The sequence below is a fragment of the Moorena sp. SIO3I6 genome, assembly GCF_010672095.1.
Window position 1 is genome coordinate 1 of sequence record NZ_JAAHHU010000636.1, and the last position, 2,561, is coordinate 2,561.

2 protein-coding genes are annotated in these 2,561 nt (G+C 44.0%); one reads left to right on the forward strand and one right to left on the reverse strand.

Annotated elements, in window-relative coordinates; all coding sequences use genetic code 11:
- Positions 1-212: 212 nt before the first annotated feature.
- On the forward strand, positions 213-377 hold the full coding sequence (locus F6K49_RS40655; RefSeq protein WP_293106584.1) for a hypothetical protein: 165 nt from the start codon (positions 213-215) through the stop codon (positions 375-377).
- On the opposite strand, the gene F6K49_RS40660 is transcribed toward F6K49_RS40655, so the two are convergent.
- Positions 368-2,561 (reverse strand): peptidase domain-containing ABC transporter (locus F6K49_RS40660; protein ID WP_293106587.1); only part of this gene is annotated, 2,194 nt, incomplete at its 5' end. The two genes, F6K49_RS40655 and F6K49_RS40660, sit on opposite strands and share 10 nt — an antisense overlap.

Here is a 2,561-nt window from a genome sequence, read left to right on the forward strand (position 1 = left end):
AGTCGGGAGTCGGGAGTCGGGAGTCGGGAGTCGGGAGTCGGGAGTCGGGAGTCGGGAGTCGGGAGTCGGGAGTCGGGAGTCGGAAATTGAGAATTGAGAATTAAGAATTGAGAATTGAGAATTGAGAATAGGGAGTAGTAATTTTTCATTTATTTGAGAGATTGCACCAGAAAAAAAACTAAGACCGGGAGTAATAACAATCTATTTCAGTAGTGAAACAGTCAAATATTATTACTGTTACCAATTCCCGATTCCCGATTCCCGATTCCCGATTCCCGATTCCCGATTCCCGATTCCCGATTCCCTGTTCCCTGCTCCCTGTTCCCTGTTCCCTGCTCCCTGCTCCCTGTTCCCTGTTCCCTGCTCCCTATTTATAAAGACAATAATAACGCCCTTTAATAGCCATTAATTCTTGATGATTTCCCATCTCTTCGATGACTCCTTTAGACATCATTAAAATCAAGTCAGCGTTTTTAATTGTGCTGAGTCGGTGGGTAATGAATAAAACAGTACGACCTTTAAAGGCTTCAGCTAAGTTAGTACAGACCCTTTGCTCCGTTTCATAGTCTAAAGCGCTGGTGGCTTCATCTAAAATTAGTAGTCGTGGATTTTGCAAAACCGCACGGGCGATCGCTACTCGCTGTCGCTGTCCCCCAGATAAGGCTGAACCTCGCTCTCCCACCTGAGTGTTGTAGCCATTGGGCAAGTCCATGATAAAATCGTGAGCAGCAGCTATTTTAGCAGTAGCAATAATTTCTTCAGTGGTAGCTTCTGGATTATTCAGGGCAATGTTTTCATGGATTGTCCCCTCGAATAACAGAGGGTTCTGGGGAACAATCCCTAGCTGACGTCGTAGGGAATAGAGTTCAACTTTACTAATGTCATAGTTATCAATTAGAATTCGACCCCCTAAGGGTTCATAGAAGCGGGGTAAAAGCTTGGTTAAGGTACTTTTACCAGAGCCACTTTGTCCCACAATCCCTACAAAACAACCAGCGGGAATGTCGAGATTAATTTTACTGAGTTGCAACGGACCACTATTACCAAACCGGAAGGAAATATTCTCGTATTTAACAGTACCTGTAATCGGTGGCATGGTTAAGTTATTCTGTTGTTCTACTGGGGATTCTTGAGGGTGATTAAGAATATCGCTCAGACGCTCAATTGATAGAGCAGTTTCCTGGAAGTTTTGCCACAGTTGAGACAGCCGCAGCAGGGGACTGGTGACATAGCCAGCAATAATCCGAAAGGCGATTAATTCTCCTAGGGTTAATTCACTTTGGAGTACTAAATAAGCTCCCACCCATAGCACTAAGAGACTGGATAATTTATGGAGAAAATTGCTGATTGAACTAGCAGTAGTGGAGAGCTTAACGGCTTTAAACCCTTCTGAAATATAACCACCGTAGCGCTGTTGCCAAGACATACGAGATCGTAGTTCAATGTTTTGGGATTTAACGGTTTCAATACCATTAAGCACTTCCACCAGGTAAGAATGGGTTTGTGCGTTGCGCTGGGCCTTACTCCTTAACATGCGCCGCAATATTGGTGAAAAGATTAGGGTCAGCAAGATAAACAAGGGCACAACAGCTAATGCGGCTAGGGTAAGTAGGGGACTGTAGAGCACCATCACGGCAATATAGATCACAGAAAAGACTGCATCTAAGACTACAGTTAAGGCTGTTCCGGTCAGAAACGAGCGAATTTTTTCTAATTCCTGAACCCTGGTTGCTAATTCCCCAACGGTACGTTTTCCAAAATAACTCATTGGTAAACGCACCAAGTGGTCAATTACCTGGGAGGCGAGGGCTAGGTCAATCCGGTTAGTAGTATCAGAGAATAAATAGGTACGTAAAGCACTTAATATGGCTTCAAACAGTGCTACAACTATTAGTAAAATTCCCAGGACATGGAGGGTATCTAGGCTATTACCACCAATTACCTGGTCGATAATTACCTGGGTCATTAAAGGATTGACTAAGCCAAAGAGTTGGACAAAAAAGGATGCGATTAATACTTCAAAGAGTACTTGACGATAGCGAGATAGTATTGGTATAAACCAGGAAAGACCAAACTTTTTCTTGGGGGTAGTTGTTGCTTCTTTTAGTAGCAGTACTTGACCGGATTTGCCCCAAATGTCGATAAAGGTAGATAATTTACGGCGTTTGATGCCACCAGAGGTTGGTATCCCCAGTACCACTTCTTTTGGTGAGGCGTTGTAGACAACAGCGAAAGTATCTTCCCAACGGATCAGAGCTGGTGTTGGCAGCTGAGTAATTGTCGTTGCTGCTATCTTGACTAGCTGGGTTTGCAATCCCATTAAATCAGCGATAGCAGCGCAAAATGGTAAAGTAATGGTGCCGGTTTTTTGCTGGTTAGTAATCACTCTTTGGATGACCTCCCGCTTAAACGGGACTTCGAGATACTCACTGAGCATCTCGAAGCAGGCTAAGGTCTCTTTTAAAATACCTCTGCCACTTTTAAAGGGATATTTTCGGCTGTGCTCTTGACCCTGATTAACTACAGGTAAGGATTCGGGTAATGCGATTGACCTTTGGTCA